The organism is Mycobacterium heidelbergense, from assembly GCF_050205645.1.
GTDB lineage: Bacteria > Actinomycetota > Actinomycetes > Mycobacteriales > Mycobacteriaceae > Mycobacterium > Mycobacterium heidelbergense_A.
In genome coordinates this window covers 159,283-184,587 of sequence record NZ_JBNMQT010000003.1, presented here as the reverse complement: position 1 = coordinate 184,587, position 25,305 = coordinate 159,283, and the positions used below count along the sequence as shown (strand labels likewise).

Genomic DNA, 25,305 nt, shown 5'->3' with positions numbered 1-25,305 from the left:
GCCCCGGTTGCGGCATCGCATGATCGCTGTCGCCGGTGATGTAGGCGGTGGGAAGACCGAGACACGCCGCGTCGATATCGCCTCTGGGGTGACGGCCGAGTCTCAGAGCCCGATCGGTTCGAGGCAGCCGAGGATCTCCTCGCGCCGTGCCTCGAACTGCTCCGGCAGCTGGAATCGGGTGCCCAGCTCGTGTGGCGACTCGTCGCAGTCCCAGCCGCCCTCGTTGTGTGTCACGGCCAGTTCGAAGAGGGCACCGCCGGGCGCCCTGACGTAGACCGACTTGAAGTACTTGCGGTCTCGGACTTCGGACAAATCGGTGTAGCCCGCACCCTCGATCTCGAATTTCAGGTCGTTCTGATTCTCGAGAGTGTCTGCGTTCCAGGCGAAGTGGTGGATGGTTCCGGCGCCGTAAGTCCAAGTGCCAGGCTCGTCATTGCGATTGACAACAAGCTCGACCGCGCCGCCGAGGCCGGACTTGCCGACCTCTAACGCAAACCTGTCGCCTTCCGTCCGGCCCTCGTGAGCGCCGAGGTGGTTGGCGGCGAAATCGACGGCGGTGTCGGGCCCCGTCACGTGAACACCGACGCCGTAGATGCCGTGGATGGCGTACTCCTCGGGCACGCCATTGCCGCTGTAACCAATACGAGGGTCGTCGTCGACCTCGACCAGCTGGTATTCGATGCCACACGGATGCCGGAACAACACGCGGCGGCGATCGAATACGGTCGCGTCGTGTACGTCGGCGGCCCGCCGCTGTAACCGAGCGGACCAGTAGTCCAGTGAACCCGCGGGAACGGCGAGCAATACCTCACGCGCCTGGTTAGTGCCGCGTCGGCCGGAGATCCCGGTCTGGGCGAAGGGGAACGTCGTGAGCACTGCGCTCGGGTCGCCGTCCGCGTTGCTGTAATAGAGGTGATAGACAGGGATCGTCCCGTCGAACAGCACCGTGCGTTTGATCAGCCGCAGCCCGAGCACCTTGACGTGGAAGTCGACGTCCTCCTGGGCCCCGTTCACCGACATGGTGATGTGGTGGCTATCGATGATGTACGACATTCGATCGCTCCTTCTAACAGACGCCGGGAAGGGGAATGGCAGTGAAGACACCGTCGGGGTCGTAGTGCTTCTTTGCGGTGACGAGTCGGATGGCGTTCTCGCCGTAGGCGTTTGCGATCTGATCGTGGTCGTCGGGCCTGAGCAGGTTGGCGTAGCCGCCGGGAAGCGCGTGCGGGGCAAGCGCGGCCGAGACCGCGTCGGCCCAGGCGCGATGACGGACGCTGTCGCCGTCTTCCCAGCCGGCGACGATCTCGACGACGAAATGTGGGCGGCGGATCCCGAACGCGGTCTGGTCGGGGGCGACGCGAGTCGATGCGCCGTGACAAGGGTGGATCGGGATGACGCTGCGCGGCGAGGTCAGTGTCCGCGCGGCCTCGACCAGCGCGTCGACGACCTCGGGCGTGTAGGCCGCCACCGTACGAGTGCGAACCTCCAGGGCCAATCCGGGGACATACCCCACGTCGAACAGGCCGAGCACTTCGCCGTAGGTGATGGGCCCGATTTGGGTTATCAGCGGCGTTCCGAGCGTGGCGAGCGCGTCGACCGCGGCTTGGCCGCAACGATGATCACCACTCCAGGCCGGCACAACATAAACCGCCGGATTGCCGTCCGGGCCGGACATCACGCCGCTTTCCACGGTCAGCTCGTCCGGTGCTGTGGACACCACCTCACTAATCCCACGCCACACCGTCGCACCCTGCGACCACGGATACACGATCATCCCGCCGATCAATCGGTCGAGCGGATGCAACCGCACCCGCATGGAAGTGACCACGCCGAAGTTGCCGCCACCACCGCGCAGTGCCCAGAACAGCTCCGCCTCATGGGTCGCATCGGCTGTGACGATTCGGCCATCGGCCAGGACAACCTCGGCGCCGAGAAGATTGTCCAAGGCAAGTCCGAACCGCCCGTTGAGCGGTCCGTAGCCCCCGCCAAGCGTGAGGCCGGTCATGCCAACGCCACCGCAGATGCCGGTGGCGGCAACCAGCCCGTACGGCGCGACCGCGTCGATCAATTCAGCCGCTAAGACGCCCCCGCCCACCGTTGCGACCCGCGCACTTGTATCGACGGTGACACTTCGCATCCCGGACATGTCGATCACCAAACCGCCGTCGCACACAGCGCGCCCCACCCAGTCATGGCCGCCGCCGAGCACCGAGAGCCGCAACCCGCGGTCACGCGCCACGCGGACGGCTTCCTGTACGTCACGCGGTGAGTCCGGCCGAACGATCACAGCCGGACGACGTTGCACCGCCGCATTCCAGATCAACGGCGCACTGTCGGGCACCTGCACCTGCGCTGAACCTATCCGGCTCGCCAGATCGTCGGCTGCGGCTATCACATCGGTTGTACTCACTTGTCTCCTAAGGGTTGACGACGAAGTCGAGCGAGAGTGTTTGTGCCGAGGTAATGGCTTCTGTGCGCGTTGCGGCGGAGGGCGTGAGTTGAATGACGTTGCCACACATGCTCTTTGCGGATTTGATATGCGTGCTGCGGTTGCCGCCAAGGACGACGAGCAGCGGAACGCCGCATTCCTGTGGGAATCGCGGCGATGGGAGAGGCGAAAGTGCAGTCCACGCCCCGAGATTCCAACTGCGCCAGCAATACTTCCGCGCCATTCGTGACAGCATTTGCTTCCATCACACTCATGACGCTAAGAAGCAACAGCGCCAACGGCGAGTCCGCGCCCACTGATTGGGCGTTTCTCGCTGATCACTAATGCAAGGTGCATAAAGGAGGAAACGATCCCAAGGCATACGACACAACCGCGCCGCGCATGCGATGCCATACCAAGATCGCCACCGGCTGTGGCCTTGACCACGCTTATCAGTCTTGAAAGTTGTTACCGTCCAGCGCCATATACTCGAAGATCCGGCTGGACAACGGCATTCGGGTCATCTGCTGCGCCCATCTTGCAGGTAGCGACCTGATGGTGGTACGTGCCCACCGCCTGCCGGACGAAGGCGCGCAAGGCGTTGCGAGTCGCAGCTGCGGGTCCCGGAGCGATTTCGGCCTTGCGCCACGGGGCGCGGGGGATACCGCTCACATTCGCGAAGTTCAGAGCAGTTCGAGCAGCTGCAGGTCGGTGATGCATTTGACGATGATCGGCGCCGTGACATGTGGGATGTCTTTGTCCGGGCCAATTTTCGCCTCCTGCACCGCGGCGCGGAACCGGTCGGTTGGCGCCAGTGATCCCTGAATCGGTTTCTCCGGTTTCTGGTAGTTGTGCAGCAGCGGCAGCAGCGAGTACTGGCGCTGGCGGTCCGGCAGCGCCCGCATCGCGCCCTCGAAGCGGCGCAACCATTCGCGGTAGTCGGTGATGCGCTGGATCGGGTAACCGGCCTCGATGAGCCAGTCGACGTACTCGTCGAGGCCGATGCCGTCGTCGTAGGGGTTCATCACGTGGTAGGTCTGGAACCCCTCGGTCTGGGTGCCCAGGGTGGAGATCGCCGCGGCGATGAACTCGACGGGCAGCCCGTCGTAGTGGGCGCGCTGGCGGTTGCCGTCGGCGTCGAGCTCGTAGAATGAACCGGGTGCCACGCCGCTGGCGACCAGGCTCAGCATCAGCCGGGTGAACATGTCCGGCAGGTTGAGCTCGCCCGCATACGTGGTGTCGGCCAGGATCATGTCGCAGCGGAACACCGCGACGGGCAGGCCGCACAGGTCGTGCGCCTCGCGCAGCAACACCTCGCCGGCCCACTTGCTGTTGCCGTAGCCGTTGGCGTAGTTGTCGTCGATCTTGCGGGTTGCGCTGATCTGGCGGATGTCGGCGTCCTCGACGAACTTGCCCGGCTCGATCTGATCGCCCACGCCGATCGTTGAGGTGTAGACGTACGGCTTCTGCCGGGTGGTCAGCGCGAGGCGGATCAGCTCGGCGGTGCCCAGCGCGTTGGGGCCGAACAGCTCGCTGTAGGGCAGCACGTGGTTAACCAGGGCGGCCGGGTCGACGATCAGGTCGACGGTGCCGGCCAGTCGCTGCCAGGTCTGCTGGTCTAGGCCGAGGTTGGCCTCTCCCTTGTCGCCGGCGAGCACCTCGAGGTGGTTGGCGGCCAATTCCTCGTAGTGCGCCAACAACTTTGGGTCACCACTGTCGAACGTGTTGTCCAACCGCGCCCGTGCCTCCTCGTCCGTGCGGGCACGCACCAGGGCGATCACCTTGCCGTCGACCATGTCCATCCGCTCGAGCCATTCCAGCGCCAGGTAGCGGCCAAGGAAGCCGGTCGCGCCGGTCAGCAGCACGGTGCGCACCTCGGAGGCCGGCTTGGGCAGCTCGGGCGCGGCGGCCAGCGTCGAGGCATCGAGGAACTTGTCGAGGGTCAGGTCGCTCGCGCGCACCTCGGTCGCGTCGCGGCCGTGCAGGGAGGCGAAGCTGGGACGCTTGGTGCCCTGGCGCTCGGCCTCGATGTAGTCGGCGATCGCCCGCAGATCGTTGGCCGGGCTGACGATGACGCCAACTGGCACGTCGACGTCGAAGATCTCGCGCAGCAGGTTGCCGAATGTCAAGGCGGACAACGAGTCCCCGCCCAGATCGGTGAAGTGGGCCTCGGGCGATAGGTCACTGGTCGCGGAGCCCAGCATCGCGGCCGCGGCGCGGCTCACGGTTTCGAGCACCGGACGCTCTGCCCCACCGCGGCGCAGGTCGCTCACCTTGTTGGCCTGGCCGGCGGCCAGCTCGGCGTAGAGCTGCTCGAGCCGCTCGCCGTAGTGCTGCTTCAGCTTCGGCCACGCCAGCTTGCCGATATCGGTGAGCAGACCATTTTTCGGCGTGAACGGCGTGGTCTCGATGAGGAAGTCGCGCGGCACCTCATAGGACTGCAGCCCGGCATCCTTCGCGACGTTCTGCAACGAGTCGGCAATCAGAGCCTTGAGCGCATCAATCTCGTTGCGGGCCACAGCTTCCTCAGTGGGCACGACCACCGCCAACAGATATGGTTGCGCGCTGTTGCCGTAGATGTAAATCTGGCGCACCAGCGGGCTGTTGCCGAACTCGGCCTCCAGCTTGGCCAGGGTGACGAACTCGCCCTGTGCGAGCTTGAGCACGTTGTTGCGGCGATCGACATACACCAGCCGGTCGGGCGCGACCTCGGCGAAGACGTCGCCGGTCCGGTAGAACCCGTCCTCGTCGAACACGTTGGCCGTTGTTTCGGCCCGCTTGTAGTAGCCGGGGAACATGCTCTCGGCCTTGAGCAGCAACTCCCCGCGCGGGTGCGGCCGGTCGGTGGAGAAATACCCCAGATCCGGCACGTCGACAAGCTTGTAGTCGATCACTGGCGGACGCTGTAGCTCGTTGTCGAACATAACCATGCCGGCCTCGGTCGAGGCGTAGCCGTCGAATAGGTGCATCTCCAGCAGGGTCTCCGCCCAGACCTTCAGCTCCGGGGAGGTGGGCGCCGAGCCCGTCATCGCGAAGACGAACCGCCCGCCCAGCAGGCACCGCCGCTGTTCGGCCAGCACGACGGCTTCAACCTCCGCACGCTCCACGGGGTCGGTGCTGCCGGCGAGCCGCCGATCGACCTGGCGCTGATATTCGCCGTAGAGCGTCTCACAGATCCGCGGAACGAAGTACAACTCTGTGGGGCGAACCAGGGACAGGTCCTCCAGCAGCGTCGAGAGGTCACTCGTGGCGCCGAAATACGCTGTGCCGCCATTGCCGAGCGTCGCGTACACCACGAAGCGAGCCATCGCGTGGCTCATCGGCATGAAGTTCAACGTGATCGACGCGGCGCTCGCCCCAACCAAATCGCGGGTCGACCGTCGCCACATCTTGGCAACGGCACTCTCTCGGTACATCGCGCCCTTGGGCGCGCCTGTGCTGCCGGAGGTGTAGATCAACAAGGCCAACGAGTCGTCTTCGCCAGGCACTGCGACGTCGGCCGCGGGCAGGAACGTGCCGCGGGCGAGGATGTCGTCCAACGTCTCCACGATCACACCGGTGTCCGCCAATCGTGTGCGGGCCGCTTGCAGGGCGTCGCGCTGATCATCGACCTCCGGCTGGTAATCGAACACCGCCAGCTGCGCCTGCGCGCGCCCGGTCAGGATCAACTCGACGGCGTCCGGCAGCTCGTTGACGCTGGACGCGATGAGGTTCGGCTGGGTCTCGGTCACGATCGGCAGCAGGTGGCGGAGCGCCGCGCTGGTCTGCAAAGGCACCGACACGGCACCGATCTGGCCCAGCGCCACATCGATAGTGAGGTAGTCGACGCTGGTGAAACCGAAAATGCAGACGCGATCGCCGGGAGACATCCCATCGGCGGCCCACGCGCGGGCGAGCGCGCCAATGCGGTCGCCCAGCTGCCGGTAGGTGATGGTGTCGAAGCGCGGCAGCAGCCGCACCGATGTGCGTCGGGTCGCGGGGTGGGTGACGAATTCGAACGCCCGCCGACCGACCGCCGGTCGATCCGCGTAACCGTCCAGCGCGGCCTGAACGATCTGCGGGAGTCGCAGACCAGGCTGCCCGAGCGCCGCGGCGACGGTATCGCTGGGGATGGCGGCGGCGAACTGCGGATCAGTGGCGGACAATTCGGCAATGCGACATCGCAGCCGCTCGCCGCAAATATCAGTTGGCATGAAATACCCTGGATCGATGGTCATCCCTCGACGCGCGCCGAGCAAAGTGGTCACCGTTCAGCAGTAGATCAGCCGCGTGCTCACCGATCATGATGGTGGGGGCGTTGGTGTTGCCGGTGGTGATCGTGGGCATGACCGAGGCGTCCGCGACTCGCAAACCCTCGACGCCACGCACTCGAAGATCCGGCTGGACAACGGCATTCGGGTCATCTGCTGCGCCCATCTTGCAGGTGCCGACCTGATGGTGGTACGTGCCCACCGCCTGCCGGACGAAGGCGCGCAAGGCGTTGCGATTCGCAGCTGCGGGCCCCGGAGCGACTTCGGCCTTGCGCCACAGCATGAATGCCGCTGAAGCTCCGATGTCGCGGCAGATTTCGACCGCGTCGACCATCGCCTCGAGATCGCTGGGGTCGGCCAAAACATTGGGATCCGCCAGCGGCGGGTCGCTCGGGTCGGCGGAGGCCAGCCGCAGCGTGCCCCGCGCTTTCGGCGCCACCAATCCCGCGGCGATCGTATACCCATGCTCGGGCACGGGGCCCCCTCCCGCGGCGTAGGGAATGTGGATGAACAGCGGCTGCAAATTCGGTGCAGCTCCTTGCCACCCGCTGCTGCGCGCGTAGAGCTGTGCCTCGAGCAGATTGTTGGCACCGACCGTCAGGGGCTTCTTGGCCTCATAGATGTTGCTGACCAACAGATGATCGTGCAGATTCGCTCCGACTGCGGGCAGGTCCACGATCGTGGTAACGCCGACGGATTGCAGATGTGCACTCGGTCCGATCCCACTGAGCAGCAATACTTTTGGTGAGCCCAAGACACCTGCGCTGAGCACTACCTCCGCGCGGGCGTATGCACGCTGAAGGGGTTGGCTTCCTTGTGAGTACTCGACCCCGACGGCTTGACCCTTCTCCAGAAGTACCCGATGGACGAGGGCGCTGGTGGTCACCGTCAACCGAGGATGAACCTGCATCGGCGCGACGAAGCTCTTCCACGCACTCATCCGTTCGCCACGCAACGCAGTGATGTGGTTGTATCCGACACCGACCATCTCCTCGGCATTGAAATCCTCGATCCATTTGTGCCCAAGGGCCAATGCCCCCTCGACGAATGCTTCGGAGAGTGGGTGCGGGTTAGAGATGGTGGACACGGGTAATGGTCCGATGGCGCCGTGGTACTCGTCGCCGCCCAGTTCGTGTGCCTCCGAGCGCTTGAACAACGGCAACACCTGATCCCACCCCCAACTGGGATCGCCGGTCACCTGCGCCCAACGCTCGTAATCACTGGCATGCCCGCGCATGTAGATCATTCCGTTCAATGAACTGCTTCCCCCCAGGACTTTGCCCCGAGGCCAGAACAGCCTGCGATTGTTGGCGTGCTGCTGTGGCGCGGTGAACATTCCCCAGTCCTGTGGGCTGCCCAGTAGCAGCGGCCAGCCCTGCAGTGAGTGAATCCGAGGGTCGGTATCGGCCGAGCCGGCCTCGATGACGTGCACGCTGCGGCCGGCCTCGAGCAGCCGCCGGACAACCACACTTCCAGCCGATCCCGCACCTACCACGACATAATCCGCGACTTCACGTGCGAAAACCATTGGAGCTTCCTTCCGTAACCTCAACTCGGCGGCGTGTTTTCCAGGAAACCGATGAACGGATATCGCTAACGGCTATACGGGCGCATGCGCGTTGCTACTTCTTTGAACTTGACGAGGCGCAGCCGAAGCGCTGGCCGGTTCACGATGTTCTTGTTGACGATCCCGCTTACCCGCGCCGAGTCGATGGCATCAGGTGCGGTTGTGCGTACGCTCATCGCGAATTGTTTTGAACCGACGTTAATTTCACACTCCAGCCGGTCGCGTAGGTGGTCCCAGCCTGGGCGCCGGCTCAGCAACGACGTTTTAGCCAGAATGCTTTGTCGCCTTGAGATTCTGACAGCTCCTGCAGTACCTACCTCTGAGCCATTTTCCTTAGGATTCGTGGCTGTCACGCCCATGACGTTAAGAATCGGGTCGACAAGCGGCCACTCTGTGCCCACTGAGTGGGCTGGATCACCAATTCACGGTGTACGAAGGAGCCCGGCGATACGGGCGCCAGTGGCCCTGGTGGCGGCGAGCAGTCCGAGCGGCGGTCGCGGTCCCGCGACGATCGTCGACAGCGCTGCCACAGTGCCGTTGCCCAGCGGAATCGCTACCGCACCGGATGGATCGCACGGGAGTTGCCCTCGCCCGGACGCCAGAGGCGATCGTAACAATCTGTGCGGCGGCAGGTTCTCGAGGTTTAACGAGATGTACGTCTGAGCGCCGTTGGGCGTCTGGTTGCGGACACCCAATGAGTCCTTCAGCATTGGCACGCCTTCCTCGACGCGCAACCCGGCTGAAATCCAATATGTGGCTTAGTTCAAACCACGCTACTGCGCCGAAGTCTCGCGAGTCGACATTAGGTTCCGTCGATTGAAGCGGCGCCGCCAGTCTTTGGCTCCCAGTAGCCGCGCAGCAAGCGATTGCACCCGGCCCTTACGCGGCGTGTATGGATACCAGAAGAGTTCCTTCTTCGGCGACACTCGGTCGGCGACAATGCTTTTGGTCTTGCAATACTTGCGTATGCCCGATGCGCCGCCGTTACGCGCACCGATCCCGGACTCTGACCAACCGGCCATCGGGGCCGGGAATTGAAAGACGTTCATGAAGACGTTGTTGATGTTCACCGCTCCCGCGTTCATCTGCCGGGCCAGTGCCATGCCTTTGGCCTTGTCTGAGGTCCAGACGCTGCCCGACAGGCCGTAAATCGAATCGTTGGCCAATTCGACCGCGTGTTGGGCGTTCCTGACCTTCATCACCGGCAGCGTCGGGCCGAAGGTCTCCTCGCGCATGCAGGCCATCGAGTGATCGACATCGACGAGCACGGTGGGCCGGTAGAACAACCCCTCGTCGGCCGCGGTGCCACCGGCAAGGACCTTGGCGCCTTTCGAAACCGCGTCCTGCACATGGGCAGCCACCGTATAGAGTTGCTGCTCGGTGGCCATCGCCCCCACATCGACGGAGTAATCGCGGCTGCGGTCCATTCCCTGTCGCAAGGCGTTAGCCCGTTCGACGAGTTTGTTGACGAAGGTGTCATAGGCGGGGGCTTCGACGTAGATTCGTTCGACGGATATGCAGGTTTGGCCCGCGTTGAAGAACCCGCCCCAGGTCGCGCCATCGACCGCGCGGTCGAGGTCGGCATCCGCGCACACGATCATCGCGTCCTTGCCGCCCAGCTCCAGGCTGCAGGGAATGAGTCGTTCGGCGGCGCGCACGCCGATCCGACGACCGGTCACCACCGAGCCGGTAAACATCACCATGTCGACCGCGTCAACCACGGCGGCCCCGGTGTCGCCCGCGCCGGTGACGAGGTCCAAAACATTGGGCGCACCAATGTCTTTCCAGCCCTGTACCGCGCGCTGCCATGCCAGCGGGGTGACCTCCGAGGGCTTGGACAGGACCGCGCAGCCGGCCATCAATGCAGCCGGAATATCCAGCAATGGCATCGCGAGCGGGTAGTTCCACGGAGTGATAACCCCGACCAACTCGTGCGGATGGTAGCTAACCACAACCTTTTTCGCGATGTTGGCCAGGCCCGAAGGCCTGACCGACTGGTCGGCGAGAAACTTTGCGGCGTTGTCTGACCAGTAGTTGATGGTCTGTGTACCGGCCAGGATCTCAATGTTGGCGTCGCCCCATGATTTGCCCGATTCCAGCTGCACCAACGTCAGCAGTTCGTCACTGTGGTCGAAGATCCAGTCTCGCCACCTGCCGAGCCACTTCGCGCGATCATTCACACCAAGTGCAGCCCAACGCGGTTGCGCCGCACGCAGTCTCGTCGCAGTTGCCACGACATCCGTGGACGAATGCACCGGCACCGAGCCGACGGTGTCGCCGGTGGCCGGACAACTCACGGTTAGTTGCCGCTGGGTCTCGGCGTGGTTGGCATGTGCTGTGCTTGTCATCTTCGGTGATCTTTCCGGTGTGGTGAAAGGCATCGGCGGAATGAATCATTCAGCCGGCGTTGTTGATTCGTGCGTTGTAGGAACTACGCTCGGGGGAGTGCACCGCGTTGGCCATCAGTCTGTCGAACTTGGAGACGCGTAGCATCCACTCACTCCAACAGGTCGGCAGCAGCCGCAGGACCCGATGGAGAAATGTCAGGCGCACTGGCAGGTACACGTCTCCGTGACCGCGCTGCACGGCAGCCACGACGGCTGCAGCGACCTGTTCGGGTCCCGTCAGACAGCACCGTCCGATTGATCAGCCATAGCCCGAGCACGTTGACGTGGAAGTCCACATCCTCCTGCGCGCCGTTCACCGACATGGTGATGTGGTGACTATCGACAATGTACGACATTCGGTCACTCCTTCTGGCCGACGCTGGGAAGCGGAATGGCGGTGAAGACACCGTCGGGGTCATAGTGTGTTTTTGCGGCGGTGAGTCGGATGCCGTTCTCGCCGTAGGCATTTGCGATCTGATCGTGGTCATCGGGTCCAAGGAGGTTTTGGTAGCCGCCGGGAAGTGCGTGCGGTGCAAGCGCGGCCGACAGCGCGTCGGCCCAGGGGCGATGACGGGCGCCGTCGCCTTCCTGCCAGCCGGCGGCGATTTCGAAAACGAAATGTTCGCGACGGTTGGCGAACGCGGTCTCGTCTGGCGCGATGCGAGTCGATGCGCCGTGACAGTGGTGGATGAAGATGGCGCTGGGCGGAGAGGTCGCCGTGCGCCCGGCCTCGACGAGCGCATCGATGACCCCGGGTGTGTAGCCGGCGACTGTGCGGGTGCGAACCGCCCAGTACCGTCCACCGATGCACGCCTGGTCAAACAGGGGCAACATTTGGCCGTAGGTCATGGGCCCGACGTCGCTGCTCAGGGGCGTCCCCAGCGCGATGAGCGCAGCGACGGATGCTTCGCCTGCACGAAGGTCGCCGCTGAAGGCCGGTGCAAGGAAGGCCACTTGACTGCCGTCTGGGCCAACCAGCAGTCCACTATTCACGGTCAGCTCGTCAGGCGCTGTCGACATCACCTCGCCTAGCCCACGCCACACCATCGCGGCCTGCGACCATGGAAACATGATCATCCCGCCAATCAAGCGGTCCACCGGATGCAACCGCACACGCATCGAGGTGACCACACCGAAATTCCCGCCACCACCGCGCAGGGCCCAGAACAGCTCCGGCTCATGTGTGGCATCGGCTGTGACGACTCGACCATCCGCCAGGACGACCTCGGCGCCGAGCAGGTTATCCAAGGCAAGTCCGAACCGCCCGTTGAGCGGCCCGTAGCCCCCGCCAAGGGTCAAGCCGGCCATACCAACGGCACCGCAGACACCGGTGGCGGCAACCATCCCGTACCGCGTGACCGCGTCGATCAAGTCAGTCGCAATGACACCCCCTCCCACTGTCGCGACCCGGGCCCGGGTATCGACTGCGACACTTCGCATCCCGGACATGTCGATCACCAGACCGCCGTCGCACACAGCGCGACCCAGCCAGTCGTGGCCGCCGCCGAGCACCGAGAGCCGCATCCCCCGGTCACGCGCAACACGGATGGCTTCTTGTACGTCGCCCGCCGACCGGGGCCGTACGAGCAATGCCGGACGATGTTGCACCGCTGCATTCCAGACCAACGGCGCGCCATCGGGCACCTGCACCTGCGCTGAACCTATCCGGCTCGCCAGGTCGTCAGCGGCTGCGGTTATCACATCGGTTGTACTCAATCTGTCTCCTAAGGGTTGACGACGACGTCGAGCAAGAAGGTCCGTCCTGACGCGACGGCTTCGAGCGCGCTGCAGTGCCGCCAGCGACTCATGACGGCAACGGAAGTACCGCGGCGTCATGTCATTGGCGCGCCGGGCAAGCGCTTCCCACACCGGTGCATCACGGCGATGGGAGAGTCGAAAATACAATCCACAGCCTGAATTCCAACTGCGCCAGTAATATTTCCGCGCCAATCTTCCGCACTCGCTCCCGTCACACGTTTGACGTTAAGAAGCGATTGCGCCGACGGCCAGGCTGCGCCCACTGAGTGAGCTTTTCTCGCCGATCACCAATTTTCGGTACACGAAGAAGGAAACGATCCGAGGGCACACTAAACAGGCGCGCCGCGCATCACCGATGCCTATGCTCTGATGCCACCGTAATCGTCATGACATCGCAGGGTTCAACGCGCAAACACAGCAAACTATGCCGATCGAGAACAAGCAATTTTTGTTCACCGATGATGTCGACGAAGTTATCCCGGACGCGGGTGACGCCGACGCGACGATCCAGAGCGTCAGCCGGCGTTGTGCGCCGCCAGCAGGTAGGCCGGCAACTTCATCCGGCCCTTGTCGTCCCGGTCGCGCGGCGGAAACAGGAGGCTGACGATCCGGGTGCCGGTGGCCCTGGTGGCAGCCAACACTCCGAGCGGCGGTCGCGGTCCCGGGACAAGCGCCGATACGACCGCCACCGCGCCGTTGCCCAGCGGAATCGCTACCGCGACACAACTCAGATCCGCTATCACCTCGCCGGGGTCCACGATCGGTGCGGTGCTGCCCAATTCGGTGTGGGCGCGCGCGGCCGCGGTTCTCGGCGGTACCCGAGCTCCGGGTTCGGCTGTGAATCCCACTGGAACCCGGGCGTCCACCGCTTCCAGGTACACCAGCTCACCGCCGATCATCGCGGACAAGTGCACTGCGGCACCGGTGGTCGTTGCGAGTTCGGCGATCGGTCGCCGGGCGGCCGCCCGCAATCGCCGCTCCGAGCCCACTTGCGCGCCCAGCTCCAGCAGGCTTGCGCCGAGCCGATAACGGATACCTTCGCGACTGACCGCCCCGACTGCGATTAACTGCTGCAGCATTCGACGGACCGTCTCCCGCGGTATCCCGCTTGCATTCGCTAAATCGACCAGCCGCACCGGCTCCAACGCACTCAGGTGACCAAGCAGCTCAAACGCGCTCTCGATGACCCGGCGACCGTCGTTGTGAAACGAGCCGCACGCCGCGCCCACACATCTACCGCTGGCCACACGACCGGTCATGCGACCCAAGTCGGACTGGCCCACCATGGACCCCTTTTAGGCCCGGGCATCGGCACCGCCTGACCCACTGCTTGACGCCGACTCGACGATCGAGAGCGTCAGCCGGCCTTGTGCGCCGTCAGCAGGTAGGCAGGCATCTTCATGCGGCCCTTCTCGTCGCGGTCGCGCTGTAGAAATTCGGGCGGCCCGTCCGCGTCCGGGGGAATGTTCGCGTGGATGTAGGCGGGCCGGATCTCGTCGATCTCCCAAAACTTGCTCACCGCGGCGCGCAACTCGTTCTCGTCGACCTCGTTCGGCTTGGTTTCCCACTCCGCGGGGATGGCGCCCTTGGCGAACGCCAACACGAAATAGCCGGCCCCCGGGGCCGCCGCGCGGTGGATCGAGCGCAGGTAGCCGTCGCGCTCCTCGACCGGCAACGAATGGAACAGCGTGCTGTCGACCACCGTCTTGAACCGACCGTCGTAACCGGTGAACGAGGTGATGTCGGCCTGGGCGAAGCTGGCGGTCGTAAGGCCACGCTCGGCGGCCGCCTTGGTCGCCGCTGCGACGGCGGTGGGCGCGAGGTCGATGCCGACGACGGTGCAGCCCTGCGCGGCCAGGGTCAGAGACAGTTCGGCGAACCCGCATCCGGCGTCGAGCACGTCGCTGCGGAACCTGCCGGCCGCGATCAGCGCCGCCAATTCCGGTTGCGGCTCACCGATGTTCCACGGCGGCGGGCCCTCAAATTCCCCCTGCTCGCGGTAAGCACTGTCCCAGTCCATGATTTGGGATGACATATTTCTCCTATGTGTCGTGACTATTAGGTGCCGTTATCGCAGTTATCTGGTCCCCGGCGGCATCTCGGCCAGTGCCGCGGGCCGGCGCTGGCAGTACGGCGGGGGGCGGTCTTGCGAGATGCGCTTGGCCAGCTTTCGTGATTGTTTAGCTACATAGCCAATTAGCGCGGGGCGGCTCAGCAGACCATGGAAGTACAGGCCGTCGGCGGCAGGCAACGGCGACAGCACGAGTGGTACGCCAGCAGGTGTGAGAACCCCCAAGTGTCCGACCAACGGATGCAGGCCCGGCCGATACCCCGTCGCGCAGATCATCACGTCGGGCTGGATCCGTGTACCGTCGGCCAGCGCCACCTTCGCATCCTCGAGCTCGCTGACCGCTCCAACCACCTCGACAGATCCGTCGCGCACTGCGTCAACGACCTCGGGGTCAATGACTGTTGGCGCGGCATGTAGCCGGCGGGCTTTCGTGAAGGGGCCTTCGTCAGGAACGGGCAGACCGAATTCGCTGAGGTCACCGAACGCGCGGCGGCGCGCGGCGGCAGAGATCCGGTCGGCCATCCGCGAAGGCAGGTGGAACAACGGAATGGACACCACGTCGTTGGGCAGACCCGCAGGCCCTTTGCGCGGCAAGATGTTTGGTGGAGTACGCACCGAGAGCCACACTTTGGTCGCTGCGCCTGTGATCAGGTCGTGGGCGATTTCCATGCCCGACGATCCCGAGCCGACAACCAGCACGCGCTTGTGAGCGTACGGCGCCGGGTCTCGATAACGACTTGAATGCAATAGCTCACCGCTGAAGACGCCCGGCCAGTTCGGGATGAAGGGCGTGTGCTCGTAACCCGTTGCGACCACGACGATTCGGGCGTCGAGGTCGCCGTTCGAGGTAGTCAGCCGCCATCCCGCGTGATGCCGGTCGATGCGCTCAACCGTAGTGTTGAGCCATAGCTCGATGCCATCCTCGCGCACATGCCGGTCCACGTGCGCCACGACTTGGTCGCGGGTCGGATAGAGCGGAGTCCCTCTCGGGTATCGCCGCCCGGGCAGATGGGAAAATTGTCGACCGGTGTTGAGCCTTAGCCGGTCATACCGACCGCGCCACGACGCGGCCACCGCGTCGGCCCGATCGACGATCAGGGACCGAATTCTCTTGTCTTTCAGGCTCAACGCGGCAGAAATCCCCGCTGGACCGGCACCTACAATCACAACCGACCGCTGGGGCATCCTTTTGTCACTTCCCGCTCGATTGGCCCGGCCAATTCGCGCCAAATGAAAGCCGCTGCGCCGCAACAGTTGGCGAACTGGCGAGCGGCCCGTTGTGTCCGTCCACGCCTGTGACGTTATGAAGCCACGGGCCAAGAGGCAAAACCGCTGCCCACTGAGTGGGTTTTTCGCTGATCAGTAATTCACGGTGCACGAAGCAGGCTGGCGATTCGGGCACCGGTGGCCCTGGTGGCAGCTAGCAGTCCAAACGGAGGGTGCGGGCCCGCGACAAGCGCCGACACCGCTGCCGCCGCATTGCCCCCCAGCGGAATCGCTACCGCGACACAACTCACGCCCGCCACCACCCCACCGGCATCCACGATCGGTGCCCCGCCGCCCAATGCCTTATAGGCCCCCCAGGACACACATTGGGGCGGCACCCGAGCTCCGGGTTCAACGAGGAATCCCACCGGCCTCCGACCCTCCACCGCGTCCAGGTACACCGCCTCACCGCCGATCAGTGCGGACAACTGAACGGCGGCGCCGGTGGCGGTAGCGAGTTCGGCGATCGGCCGTCGGGCGGCCACCCGCAATCGACGCTCCGGGCTCACCTGCGAACCCAACCCCAATAGGCTCGCACCGAGCCGATAGTGGGTGCCTTCGCGACTGACCGCCCCGACTGCGATTAACTGCTGCAGCAGTCGACGCACCGTCTCCCGCGGTATCCCGGTCGCATTCGCCAGGTCCAGCAGCCGCACCGGTTCCAACGCGCCCACGTGATCTAGCAGCTCGAATGCGCTCTCGATGACCCCGCGACCGTCATTGTGAAACGAGCCGCCCGTGGCCGCACGTTTACCGCTGGCCATACGATCGGTCAATCGATCCAATTCAGATTGGTCCACCATCGACCCCTTTATGCTCTGCAAACTATGCCAAATATCGAGAACAAATAACTTTGTTCAGCACTGGATGCGGCCGCCGGCAAGGTCGACGTTTGCCTGCCACCGCATCCTGAAGACTTTTAAGACGCGAATGAATGCGGACCAAACCTGGCCCAGGCCACGAACACGGCCAGCGCCAGCAGCACCATGTTGACCGCTACGTTGGGGATCTCTTTGCGTCTAGCGTGGACTACGGTCGCGCCCACCATCACAAGGGCCAGTCCTATGGCTGCGAGTGGGACGAGGACCGGAGCGATGTGCACCAGCGGAGGGACGATCAACCCAACGGCGCCAAGTATTTCGGCGACTCCGATGAGCCGGAGGCTGTTGGGGTTGACGTTTAGCGCCCAGCCCTGACCAGACGTGACAAGTTTGTCTTTGGGTACGACCAGCTTCACCGAACCGCTGCCAAAGAAAACGGCTGCTAAGACGACGGCGATGATCCACAGTGCTGTATTCATGAGGTCCTTCCTTGACGAGGGCTTCTAGCATAATCGGACTACGGTCCGGTTTCATTCCCGCGAGTTTGGGCGCGCGATCGTGGTAGCCGTCTGTGACGGCCTTGACGCGGCACGGCGGCGGTGGGAGAACTGGCGATGTGACTCGCATCGTCGACTCGGACCAGCATCTCTACGAGAGTCGGTCGCTGTGGGCCGACCATATCGACCCGGGCGCGCGCGACGACGCGTTGAGCCTGGTCGATGACGAACTCGGCTACACCTGGCTCAGCTGGCACGGCGCTCACCTCGCCCTTGCCGACGTCCACCTTCCCGGCAACACCGCATCCTGCGGGGAGCACCGCAACCGTCAACGGGCCGGGAAGCCGCCCTCCTATCGGTACGACGACGCGTTGCCCGCCGCCTACTGGCAGCCCGCGGCGCGGCTTCGCTGGCTCGACGGCGCGGGACTCGACGAGGCGGTCCTGTTCCCTAACTTCGGACTGCTCTGGGAGCGGCGCCTTTCGCCGACGCTTCCGGCGATGACCGCCAACATGACGGCATGGAATCGGTGGTGTGCGGTCGTGCAGGCCGAAGGCGATGGTCGACTGCATGCCGTCGCGCATCTGACGTTGCGCGACCCGGAGTGGCTCGAGGCCGAGCTGGACACGCTGGCGGCCGCCGGGATCACGCTGGCCATGATCGGCGCCGGGCCGGTGGACGGCCGGGAGCTCTCGCACCCCGACCATGACCGGATGTGGTCCGCATTCGTCGACCACGCCGTCACGCCGGTCTTCCACGTGGCCGATCAGGTCCGGGTCTTCGACGATTGCTGGTATCAAGACGATCCGGTGCAGGATCTGGTGCCCGCCACCGAGGCCGTATTCCTATGGGTGCCCCCGGCATTGGCATTGTCCGATCTGATCCTGCACGGCGTGTTCGACCGTCACCCAGGTTTACGGTTCGGCGTCGTCGAGCTCAGCTCCTCCTGGGTGCCGCAGTTTCTGATGCTGTTGGACGGTGCGTCCGCATTCACCGCCCAGCTCAACGGCAGGCCGGTCGCGAAACTGTCCCGGCGACCGAGCGAGTACTTTCTCGACCACGTCCGGGTGTCCTCCTTCTCATACGAGAACCCCAAGCAGCTGGCCCAGATGGCCGGCGACGTGTTCATGTTCTGCAGCGACTACCCGCACTCCGAGGGGACATCGACGCCGCTGGACGACTACCGGCGGATGGGCTGCGAGGGACAGGAAATGCCCGGTCTCTTTCACGCCAACGTCGACTCGTTGCTCAACCGATAGAGCGGCTGAGCTGTGCCTCGCGCGTGACCTCGCCGCGACGGTGACGAAGCACGCTCGTCATGATGACGGTGCTCGCGGCAATCGCCGCTCTCGCGATGGCAGCATGCGTCGGCTACTATTTCGGCCGGCGCGTGGGCTCGACGCCGTCAACCTGGAGGAAGCGAACGAGTCGGATCGCGCTGGGGAGGCTGGCAATCAGTCTGCTCCTGTTGCTGACCGCGCGCCGACTCGGCCAGAGCTTCCGGGCCAAGCGCATGCCGCCGGGCGTCGCGGTCCTATTGAGGCGCTAGGACAAGGACAGCCATGTCGGCACTGCAGGGGAAGGTCGCACTGGTGACCGGCGCGTCGTCGGGCCTGGGAGCCGAGACGGCTCGACTGTTTTCCCGCCAGGGCGCAACGGTTTTCGGTATCGGTCGGGACAGAAAACGCTTGGCCGAGGTGTTCGCCGATGTGCAGCGTGGTTCGTACGCATCGGTGGATGTTGCTGTGGCGCAGGCTTGTCGGGACGCGGTGCAGCAGTGCATTCGCGAGTTCGGCGGACTGGACGTCCTCGTCAACATCGCCGGCAAGCACCGGATGCGCCGAACGGAGTCGATGACCGACGACGACTGGGCGCAAGATCTCGGCGTCAACCTGAACGGGCCGTATTACCTGTGCAGGGCCGCGCTGCCCCATCTGCTGGAGCGGGGCGGCAACATCGTCAACGTCGGCTCCATCGCCGGGGTCGAAGGCCAGGCGTATTCGGCCGGCTACTGCGCGGCCAAGCATGGACTGATCGGGCTCACGCGTGCGTTGGCGGTGGAGTACACGGCGGATCGCCTGCGGGTCAACGCGGTGTGCCCCGGGGGCATGCTCACACCGCAACTCGAACAGTTCAGCGCGCCGGACAACCCGAACTACGACCTGATCATGCGCACCGCCTCGCCGCGCGGGATGATGCAGCCCCTCGATGTGGCGAACGTGATCGCCTTCCTCGCCAGCGACGCCGCGGTCGCCGTCCATGGAGCCGTCTACCGGGTCGACAACGGCAAGGGTGCCGGCTAGCACGGCGGCGTAGCCTGCTGTGATGAGTACCGAGCTCCAAACCACCGTCGATGAAATCGCCGACGGTGTCTACCGGTTTTCCACGTGGGTACCGGGCATCACCGAACACGGGTTCACGTTCAACCAGTTCCTGCTGACCGGGGAGCAGCCATTTCTGTTCCACTGCGGGATGCGGCAGCTCTTTCCGCTGGTGTCCGCGGCCATCGCGAAGGTGATACCACTGCAACGCCTGCGCTGGATTTCGTTCGCCCACGTTGAGGCCGACGAGTGCGGGGCGATGAACACGCTGCTGGCCGCGGCGCCGCAGGCCGAGGTCATTCACGGGCCGCTGGCGTGCATGCTCTCGCTCAACGACATGTGCGACCGGCCCCCGGTAGTCGCCGGCGACGTGCACGATATCGGCGCTCATCGACTGCGATTCATCCCCACCCCACACGTGCCACACAACTGGGAAAGCGGGCTTTGGTTCGACGAGACAACCTCCACGCTGCTGGCCGGCGATCTGCTCACCCACACCGGTCAATGCCCCGCGCTCACCGAATCCGACTGCGTCGCACCGGCTTTAGAGGCGGAGGCGACTTTCCATGCGACCGCGCTGACCCCCAATCTGGGACCCACGCTCGAGCAGTTGGCGCAGTTGCAGCCCACGACCCTGGCGGTGATGCACGGCGCCTCCTTCGCCGGCGACGGCGCCGCGCAGTTACGCGGCCTCGCCGAGGGATATGCGGGGATGGGCGGTTGAGCTGGCCGCCGAGATTGCCGTGAGGGCTGTGATTAGGGCTTAGACCACGACCATGACGGCAATCTCGGCGCGACGGCGACGTGCTTGCCAATGCGAATTAGAACGTGTTCTAGTTGGCCGGTGAGCGCAACCAACCGCCTTAGCCCGTTCTGCGACGACATCCTGCAGGGGAAGGTGGCATTGGTCACGGGCGGCGCCACCGGGCTCGGCCTGGAGGTCGCGCGCGTGCTGGGCGGCCACGGCGCCCGCGTCGCCATCTGCAGCCGCAAGGAACCCAACCTTCAAGAGGCCGTCGGGGCGTTGCGGCAAGAGGGGATCGACGCCGTCTACGGCGTCTGCGACGTGCGCCGCCACGACGAGGTCACGGCGGTCGTCGAGGAAGTGCTGCACACGTTCGGTCAACTCGACATCGTCGTCAACAACGCCGCGGGAAACTTTCCCGTCCCGATCAGCGACCTGAGCCCCAACGGATTCAAGGCCGTCGTCGACATCGACCTGCTGGGGACGTTCAACGTATCGAAGGTGGCGTACGACCGATGGCTGCGCGATCACGGCGGCGCCGTCGTAAACATCAGCGCGGCAATCCAATACCGCGGCATGGCCCTACAGGCGCACGTCGTTTCGGCCAAGGCCGGCGTCGACGCGCTGACCCGCACCTGCGCGATCGAATGGGGGCCCGACGGGGTCAGGGTGAATATCGTTGCGCCCGGGGCGATGTCGGGAACCGAGGGAGTCAAGCGAATCGCCGGTGACGATCGCCAGCGCACCGCACGAAACCCGCTGCGACGGCCCGGCTCGACCACCGAGATCGCCGAAGCGGTGCTATTCCTGGCCAGTGATGCGGCGTCCTACGTAACGGGCGCAACGCTGGTCGTCGACGGCGGCGGTTGGCTGACCGCCGATGGGGTGCCGGATCTGCCGGGTTATCACTGACCGGCGATGTATCCGCGGGGCAGTACCGAGAAATCAACGCACGCCGCGGCCAACACGTCGCCCACCTCTGGTGCGACCGGCGCGCCGAGTTGGAGCATTGCACCGGCCGACGGCGCTTTCAGGCTGGTGACGTTGTAGTCGAGCAGCAATTGATAGGCCGTCTCTTCGATATCCCGCCAACCGGTCCGAACCGTCATCAGGGTGAGGACGCCGAGTTCCTGGCCGGAGGGCGATAACAACCGGTGATGCCAGGCGCTGTCGGCCTTGAATCCGGTGTGCGGCTGGACCACCGCCAGGACGGTGCCGCCGCCATCTTCGAACCGCGCCGCGCCGTCGGCCGGCACGATCCTTCCCACCGGCGTGTTGTCCTTGGTGATCGTGGTGGTTCCCGCTACCGCGATCCGGAATTCCTCGCCCGCGGGACTGGACAGCGTGTACTCGCTCTTGCCCCCGTTCTTGAATCCGAGCAAGACGGCGGCGCCGCCTTTTTGCTTTGCTTGCCCCAATTCGGCGCCCTCGGGAGTCGTGAGCTGAACCCGCAGGGCATTGGACGTCGACCTTGTCACTCGCGCGGCGACAACGGTTGCGTCCCCGAGAATCGGCATGCCGAGATGGTAGACCCTCGATCCCGGGAATTGCTGCGGCTGCCGAATGGCGCAGAATCGGCATCGTGGACAGGCCCGCGAGCGCGCCACATCAGCTGCCATTGGCGACGGCGGGCGCGCGCTGGCTGATTGCCGCGGCCGTCCTCGGTTCGGGAATCGCGTTGCTGGACGGCACTGTCGTCAACGTCGCGCTGCCGGCCATCGGGCGCGAGATGGGTGCGGGCTTGACCGGTCAACAGTGGGTCCTCGATGGCTACCTGCTGACGTTGAGTGCGTTGCTGCTCGCCGGGGGCGCCGCAGGGGATCGTTACGGCCGTCGCCGAATCTTCGTTGCGGGATTGGTCGTCTTCACCGCCGCGTCACTGGGGTGTGGTGTCGCGCCGACCATCGGCTGGCTGATCGGCGCTCGGCTGGTTCAGGGCGTCGGTGCGGCGGCGCTGGTTCCCGGGAGCCTCGCGTTGATCGACGCCGGCATCGCCGATGAGGATCGGGGCCGTGCGGTGGGGGTCTGGGCGGGGATGTCCGGGGTGACAACGGCGCTGGGCCCGTTCATCGGCGGCTGGCTGGTGGATACGGCCTCGTGGCGCTGGGTGTTCTTTTTGAATGTTCCGCTCGCCGTGGCGGTGGGGTGGATCGCCAGCCGACACGTCAGCGAATCCCGCGATCCGACGGTGCGCGGCCGCCCTGATATCCTCGGAACCGCCGCAATCACGGTCGGCCTGGCCGGGGTGATCTACGCGCTGATCGAGTTTCCTTCCCGCGGTTGGACGTTGGCGACGGTGACCGCCGCCGCCGTCGGCGCCGCGGCGTTGGTCGCTTTCCCTCTGATCGAAGCGCGTGCGCGGTCACCGCTGTTGCCCCTAAACCTGTTTCGCTCCTGGCAATTCACCGGCGCCAACCTCACCACCTTGGCCGTCTACACGGCAGTCGGCGGAGCCTTGTTCCTGCTGGCCCTGCAGCTGCAACAAAGCCTGCGCTACTCCGCGCTCGCGGCCGGCCTGTCGATGTTGCCCCTGACGATCATCATGCTGATCGGCTCCCCGTGGGCCGGCGCGCTCGCGCAGCGCACCGGACCACGGCTGCCCATGACGGTCGGCCCGCTGATTGCCGCGGCCGGCCTGGCGTTGATGACGCGAATCGCGCCCGCGGCAACGTATCTGGCTGCGGTGCTGCCTGCTGTGGTCGTGTTCGGCGTCGGCCTGGCCATCACCGTCGCGCCGCTTACCGCAGCCGTTCTTTCGGCGGTACCCGACAGCTATGCCGGGACCGCGTCGGGCGTCAACAATGCCATTGCGCGCATCGCCGGACTGATCGCGATCGCCGTCCTGCCGGTCGCGGCCGGAATCCGAGCAGGCCCCGGTCAGCCGCTCGGCGCCGACTTCGCGCTCGCGATGGCCATCACCGCGGCCGTCTGCGTAATCGGCGCAATCACCTCGTTACTGACCATCCGCTCCGGGGCCGACATCACTAGCCAGGTGCTGCCGGGAATCAACCACGCGTGCCAGCAGCCCTGCACCAGACGCCCCACGAGCACGCGCGACGCCGCGTAGTTCGGGCAATGGCGGTAATGGAGCGCCGTCTGTCTCGATGTGTGGGCATGGCGCACAGCGGCTTTCGAATACGGTCGTCGTATGAGATCCATCGTGGGGGAGATCGACGGACGCAAGGTGTTCGCGCTGACCTCCGGCACCGGGGAGCCCGTGCTGCTGTTGCACGGCTACCCGCAGAACGCATCCTGCTGGCGACACCAGATCTCGGCTTTGGCCGACAACCATCATGTCGTGGCGCCCGACTGGCCTGGCTTCGGGAGATCCGATCCGCCGCTGACCCCACCGACGTATGACAACGAAGTGGACCGGATCGAATGGCTGGTGCGGCAATTGGGTTGGCAACGATTCAACCTGTGCGCCCACGATTACGGCGGCTTCCTGGGGCTCGGTTACTCCATCCGCCATCCCGAACGGGTGCTGCGGCTCGCCCTGCTGAACACGCGCGCACACGGCATCTTTCGCCCCGGGTTCTACCGGTTCTCGTTGGGTCAACGCTGGGTCGCGACGCACCCTATCCTTGCCGGGGCCGCCCGGCGTCTTCCGCTGGCACAGCTGCATCACGTGGCCTTGGCCCGCTACCGGAAGCTGGGCTGCTTCGACACCGCGCTGGAAGCCGAATACCTGAGCTGGATGAGCACACCACAGGGCCGGCGCGCATTTTGGGAATTCTTCGCCCACTACCCGGTGCCCGCCGTGCCGTGGCTGGCGCAGGGCCTTGCGACCATCGCGTGCCCGGTCGCGGTGATCTGGGGCGACCGCGATCCCTATGTCCCGTTTGAGACCGCGCGTGAATTGGCCGACCTCATTCCCCACGCCAGGCTGATCCACTTGCGGGGCGGCGACCACTACATCATGGAGGAGCGCCCCCGCGAGGTGACCGACGCCCTGGTAAGCCTGCTGAATGTGGCTGTCGTGCCCAACTAGTGACGAAGCGACAAGCCGCTGGCCCGGTAGCTCGACTGGGCCGCGACCGTAACGTCTGTCGTATGACGAGAAATCTGAACTATCGCCTCGCCCGCCATGCGCCGGCGGTGCTGAGCCTGTTTCGGTTGGTCTACGGTCTGCTCTTCGCCGGATACGGGTCGATGATCCTGTTCGGTTGGCCCGTCCGTCCGGCGTGGCCGGTCCAGGTGGGAGCCTGGCCAGCCTGGTATGCCGGCTTGATCGAACTCGTGACGGGGTTACTGATCGCGGCCGGATTGTTCACCCGCGCCGCGGCATTCATTGCCTCGGGCGAAATGGCAGTCGCATATTTCTGGATGCATCAGCCGCGCTCGCTCTGGCCGATCGGAGATCCCCCGGCGGGCAATGGTGGGACGTTGGCGATTCTCTTCTGCTTCGGTTTCTTCCTGCTGGTCTTCATGGGTGGCGGGACCCATTCCATCGATGCTCGGCGCGGCAACCCGCGGCGCTGATCTCACTCGCCCCAGCGGCCGTGCGCTGCCATGACCTCCACCAGAGCGGGGCTTCCGGACCGGCGTTCACGCAGCAGGTCGCCCGGCATCGAATAGGGTGGCGCGGCCTCCGGGCTGCGTTGCGCGTGCGCGACGATCGCGTCCACCAGCGTGCGCGCCATGGACAACCTCGGGTAACGGTCATGGATTGCCGCGGCAGTCTGCGCGTCGATGGCCTCGGCGTTGCGGCCGAAATCGGCGCCGATGCCTGACTGAGTCAGCGAACAGAGCGCCCCGCGCCGATTGGCGATGCCCATCGAGGTATGTAGTGCGATGGCTTCCCAGACGCCGTCCACGACCGCTCGCTCGCAGCCCTGCTCGGTCAGGAATGCCGCCGCGAGGTCAGCTCCCTCGACCTCAAACCGCTCCTTGCCGGGTGCCGCGGTCCCGACGCCGAGGTCGTGCAGGACGCATCCCAAAAACAAGGCCTCACTGTCGTAGTCGGCGCCCGGACGCATCCCCTCGCGGGCCGCGAGCAGCTCCCCGAACAGGTAGCTGCGCACGCTGTGGTTGAACACGGACGGCGACTCGGTCGACTGGGCCAGCCGCATCGCGGCCTGCGCGGCGGGAGTGTCTATCAGATCCGGAACCTGCTGCATCGGCATTACGTTAGGCCGGCGCTCGCGACGTGGGGAGTGGCTGCAACGCCATGCTTCCCACGATTTAGGCCATG

Annotated in this window: 23 protein-coding genes; 8 read left to right on the top strand and 15 right to left on the bottom strand. The window is 65.1% G+C overall.

Annotation, left to right across the window (positions count from 1 at the left end; genetic code table 11):
• Positions 1-102: 102 nt before the first annotated feature.
• From ACQI5H_RS04220 to ACQI5H_RS04160, 13 genes are all read right to left on the bottom strand, one after another.
• On the bottom strand, positions 103-1,053 hold the full coding sequence (locus ACQI5H_RS04220; RefSeq protein WP_427078146.1) for a VOC family protein: 951 nt from the start codon (positions 1,051-1,053) through the stop codon (positions 103-105).
• A gap of 13 nt (positions 1,054-1,066) precedes the next feature.
• Entirely contained in the window at positions 1,067-2,410 is a 1,344-nt protein-coding gene (locus tag ACQI5H_RS04215; RefSeq protein ID WP_427078145.1) for an FAD-binding protein, read from the bottom strand.
• Positions 2,411-2,896: 486 nt separating this feature from the next.
• Positions 2,897-3,148: a GMC oxidoreductase gene (locus ACQI5H_RS04210; RefSeq protein ID WP_427078144.1), complete on the bottom strand. Its 252-nt coding sequence runs from the start codon at positions 3,146-3,148 to the stop codon at positions 2,897-2,899.
• Positions 3,112-6,621 (bottom strand): carboxylic acid reductase, encoded by a 3,510-nt coding sequence (gene car, locus ACQI5H_RS04205; protein ID WP_427078143.1) that lies wholly within the window; start codon positions 6,619-6,621, stop codon positions 3,112-3,114. Before car ends, ACQI5H_RS04210 begins: the two co-directional genes overlap by 37 nt.
• The gene (locus ACQI5H_RS04200) at positions 6,611-8,206 is read right to left on the bottom strand and encodes a GMC family oxidoreductase (RefSeq protein ID WP_427078142.1); all 1,596 of its coding nucleotides are present in this window, start codon (positions 8,204-8,206) and stop codon (positions 6,611-6,613) included. Before ACQI5H_RS04200 ends, car begins: the two co-directional genes overlap by 11 nt.
• A 65-nt stretch (positions 8,207-8,271) precedes the next feature.
• The gene (locus ACQI5H_RS04195; protein WP_427078141.1) at positions 8,272-8,598 is read right to left on the bottom strand and encodes a hypothetical protein; all 327 of its coding nucleotides are present in this window, start codon (positions 8,596-8,598) and stop codon (positions 8,272-8,274) included.
• Positions 8,599-9,018: 420 nt separating this feature from the next.
• A complete protein-coding gene (locus ACQI5H_RS04190) occupies positions 9,019-10,593 on the bottom strand; it encodes an aldehyde dehydrogenase family protein (protein ID WP_427078140.1) in 1,575 nt (524 codons plus the stop codon).
• A 399-nt stretch (positions 10,594-10,992) separates the two neighbouring features.
• Complete coding sequence (locus ACQI5H_RS04185) at positions 10,993-12,348, bottom strand: FAD-binding oxidoreductase (RefSeq protein WP_427078139.1); 1,356 nt, start codon at positions 12,346-12,348, stop codon at positions 10,993-10,995.
• 557 nt (positions 12,349-12,905) lie between these two features.
• Entirely contained in the window at positions 12,906-13,649 is a 744-nt protein-coding gene (locus ACQI5H_RS04180) for a helix-turn-helix domain-containing protein (RefSeq protein WP_427078138.1), read from the bottom strand.
• A gap of 98 nt (positions 13,650-13,747) precedes the next feature.
• Entirely contained in the window at positions 13,748-14,425 is a 678-nt protein-coding gene (locus tag ACQI5H_RS04175; protein ID WP_427078137.1) for a class I SAM-dependent methyltransferase, read from the bottom strand.
• Positions 14,426-14,467: 42 nt separating this feature from the next.
• Positions 14,468-15,646 (bottom strand): flavin-containing monooxygenase, encoded by a 1,179-nt coding sequence (locus ACQI5H_RS04170; protein WP_427078136.1) that lies wholly within the window; start codon positions 15,644-15,646, stop codon positions 14,468-14,470.
• Positions 15,647-15,828: 182 nt separating this feature from the next.
• The gene (locus ACQI5H_RS04165) at positions 15,829-16,503 is read right to left on the bottom strand and encodes a helix-turn-helix domain-containing protein (RefSeq protein WP_427078135.1); all 675 of its coding nucleotides are present in this window, start codon (positions 16,501-16,503) and stop codon (positions 15,829-15,831) included.
• Between the two features lie 143 nt (positions 16,504-16,646).
• Positions 16,647-17,027 (bottom strand): DoxX family protein, encoded by a 381-nt coding sequence (locus tag ACQI5H_RS04160; protein ID WP_427078134.1) that lies wholly within the window; start codon positions 17,025-17,027, stop codon positions 16,647-16,649.
• A gap of 137 nt (positions 17,028-17,164) precedes the next feature.
• Between ACQI5H_RS04160 and ACQI5H_RS04155 the strand changes: the two genes are divergently transcribed.
• The 5 genes from ACQI5H_RS04155 (at position 17,165) to ACQI5H_RS04135 (ending at position 21,023) form a co-directional block, all read left to right on the top strand.
• Positions 17,165-18,304, top strand: a complete 1,140-nt coding sequence (locus ACQI5H_RS04155; protein ID WP_427078133.1) for an amidohydrolase family protein — start codon at positions 17,165-17,167, stop codon at positions 18,302-18,304.
• 62 nt (positions 18,305-18,366) lie between these two features.
• Complete coding sequence (locus ACQI5H_RS04150) at positions 18,367-18,594, top strand: hypothetical protein (RefSeq protein WP_427078132.1); 228 nt, start codon at positions 18,367-18,369, stop codon at positions 18,592-18,594.
• A gap of 13 nt (positions 18,595-18,607) precedes the next feature.
• Complete coding sequence (locus ACQI5H_RS04145) at positions 18,608-19,348, top strand: SDR family NAD(P)-dependent oxidoreductase (RefSeq protein WP_427078131.1); 741 nt, start codon at positions 18,608-18,610, stop codon at positions 19,346-19,348.
• A 22-nt stretch (positions 19,349-19,370) separates the two neighbouring features.
• Entirely contained in the window at positions 19,371-20,090 is a 720-nt protein-coding gene (locus ACQI5H_RS04140; RefSeq protein ID WP_427078130.1) for an MBL fold metallo-hydrolase, read from the top strand.
• Positions 20,091-20,210: 120 nt separating this feature from the next.
• The gene (locus ACQI5H_RS04135; RefSeq protein WP_427078129.1) at positions 20,211-21,023 is read left to right on the top strand and encodes an SDR family oxidoreductase; all 813 of its coding nucleotides are present in this window, start codon (positions 20,211-20,213) and stop codon (positions 21,021-21,023) included.
• Here the strand turns inward: ACQI5H_RS04135 and ACQI5H_RS04130 are convergent.
• Complete coding sequence (locus ACQI5H_RS04130; RefSeq protein ID WP_427078128.1) at positions 21,017-21,628, bottom strand: hypothetical protein; 612 nt, start codon at positions 21,626-21,628, stop codon at positions 21,017-21,019. The genes ACQI5H_RS04135 and ACQI5H_RS04130 overlap by 7 nt on opposite strands.
• A gap of 65 nt (positions 21,629-21,693) precedes the next feature.
• Here ACQI5H_RS04130 and ACQI5H_RS04125 point away from each other — a divergent pair, with 65 nt between their 5' ends.
• The 3 genes from ACQI5H_RS04125 (at position 21,694) to ACQI5H_RS04115 (ending at position 24,593) form a co-directional block, all read left to right on the top strand.
• Positions 21,694-23,178, top strand: coding sequence for an MFS transporter (locus tag ACQI5H_RS04125; RefSeq protein ID WP_427078127.1), 1,485 nt, complete (start codon positions 21,694-21,696; stop codon positions 23,176-23,178).
• 81 nt (positions 23,179-23,259) lie between these two features.
• Positions 23,260-24,102 carry an alpha/beta fold hydrolase gene (locus ACQI5H_RS04120; RefSeq protein WP_427078126.1) on the top strand — a complete coding sequence of 281 codons (843 nt, stop codon included), beginning with the start codon at positions 23,260-23,262 and terminating at the stop codon, positions 24,100-24,102.
• Between the two features lie 62 nt (positions 24,103-24,164).
• Positions 24,165-24,593, top strand: a complete 429-nt coding sequence (locus ACQI5H_RS04115; protein WP_427078125.1) for a DoxX family protein — start codon at positions 24,165-24,167, stop codon at positions 24,591-24,593.
• 2 nt (positions 24,594-24,595) lie between these two features.
• Here the strand turns inward: ACQI5H_RS04115 and ACQI5H_RS04110 are convergent, their stop codons facing one another.
• Entirely contained in the window at positions 24,596-25,231 is a 636-nt protein-coding gene (locus ACQI5H_RS04110; protein WP_427078124.1) for an HD domain-containing protein, read from the bottom strand.
• Positions 25,232-25,305 lie beyond the last annotated feature (74 nt).

Excerpts from the sequence above, each read along its gene's own strand:
- ACQI5H_RS04220 (WP_427078146.1), bottom strand. The coding sequence starts at position 1,053 with ATGTCGTACATCATCGATAGCCACCACATCACCATGTCGGTGAACGGG.
- ACQI5H_RS04210 (WP_427078144.1), bottom strand. The coding sequence starts at position 3,148 with ATGCATCACCGACCTGCAGCTGCTCGAACTGCTCTGAACTTCGCGAAT.
- car (WP_427078143.1), bottom strand. The coding sequence starts at position 6,621 with ATGCCAACTGATATTTGCGGCGAGCGGCTGCGATGTCGCATTGCCGAA.
- ACQI5H_RS04200 (WP_427078142.1), bottom strand. The coding sequence starts at position 8,206 with ATGGTTTTCGCACGTGAAGTCGCGGATTATGTCGTGGTAGGTGCGGGA.
- ACQI5H_RS04190 (WP_427078140.1), bottom strand. The coding sequence starts at position 10,593 with ATGACAAGCACAGCACATGCCAACCACGCCGAGACCCAGCGGCAACTA.
- ACQI5H_RS04180 (WP_427078138.1), bottom strand. The coding sequence starts at position 13,649 with ATGACCGGTCGTGTGGCCAGCGGTAGATGTGTGGGCGCGGCGTGCGGC.
- ACQI5H_RS04175 (WP_427078137.1), bottom strand. The coding sequence starts at position 14,425 with ATGTCATCCCAAATCATGGACTGGGACAGTGCTTACCGCGAGCAGGGG.
- ACQI5H_RS04170 (WP_427078136.1), bottom strand. The coding sequence starts at position 15,646 with ATGCCCCAGCGGTCGGTTGTGATTGTAGGTGCCGGTCCAGCGGGGATT.
- ACQI5H_RS04160 (WP_427078134.1), bottom strand. The coding sequence starts at position 17,027 with ATGAATACAGCACTGTGGATCATCGCCGTCGTCTTAGCAGCCGTTTTC.
- ACQI5H_RS04150 (WP_427078132.1), top strand. The coding sequence starts at position 18,367 with ATGACGGTGCTCGCGGCAATCGCCGCTCTCGCGATGGCAGCATGCGTC.
- ACQI5H_RS04145 (WP_427078131.1), top strand. The coding sequence starts at position 18,608 with ATGTCGGCACTGCAGGGGAAGGTCGCACTGGTGACCGGCGCGTCGTCG.
- ACQI5H_RS04140 (WP_427078130.1), top strand. The coding sequence starts at position 19,371 with ATGAGTACCGAGCTCCAAACCACCGTCGATGAAATCGCCGACGGTGTC.
- ACQI5H_RS04130 (WP_427078128.1), bottom strand. The coding sequence starts at position 21,628 with ATGCCGATTCTCGGGGACGCAACCGTTGTCGCCGCGCGAGTGACAAGG.
- ACQI5H_RS04120 (WP_427078126.1), top strand. The coding sequence starts at position 23,260 with ATGAGATCCATCGTGGGGGAGATCGACGGACGCAAGGTGTTCGCGCTG.
- ACQI5H_RS04115 (WP_427078125.1), top strand. The coding sequence starts at position 24,165 with ATGACGAGAAATCTGAACTATCGCCTCGCCCGCCATGCGCCGGCGGTG.
- ACQI5H_RS04110 (WP_427078124.1), bottom strand. The coding sequence starts at position 25,231 with ATGCAGCAGGTTCCGGATCTGATAGACACTCCCGCCGCGCAGGCCGCG.